Origin of the sequence: Klebsiella sp. HN106 (genome assembly GCF_051209435.1) — a bacterium.
In the GTDB taxonomy this organism is placed as follows: Bacteria; Pseudomonadota; Gammaproteobacteria; order Enterobacterales; family Enterobacteriaceae; genus Klebsiella; species Klebsiella oxytoca.
This window is the reverse complement of the sequence record NZ_JBLURD010000311.1, coordinates 1-275: the sequence shown is the minus strand read 5'-3', so window position 1 is coordinate 275 and position 275 is coordinate 1. Positions and strand designations below refer to the sequence as shown.

Genomic DNA, 275 nt, shown 5'->3' with positions numbered 1-275 from the left:
CTGGCAGTTCCCTACTCTCACATGGGGAGACCCCACACTACCATCGGCGCTACGGCGTTTCACTTCTGAGTTCGGCATGGGGTCAGGTGGGACCACCGCGCTATCGCCGCCAGGCAAATTCTGTTTAATCTGTATCAAGCTGTATTGAAAATCTTCTCAAATCCGCCAAAACATCTTCGGCGTTGTAAGGTTAAGCCTCACGGTTCATTAGTACCGGTTAGCTCAACGCATCGCTGCGCTTACACACCCGGCCTATCAACGTCGTCGTCTTCAAC

General features: G+C 52.7%; 2 rRNA genes. Both read right to left on the bottom strand.

Features of this window, described 5'->3' with window-relative positions:
• A 5S ribosomal RNA gene (gene rrf / locus ACSIPU_RS31340) occupies positions 1-114 on the bottom strand; the annotation flags it as partial.
• A 72-nt stretch (positions 115-186) separates the two neighbouring features.
• Positions 187-275 (bottom strand): 23S ribosomal RNA (locus ACSIPU_RS31335); the annotation flags it as partial.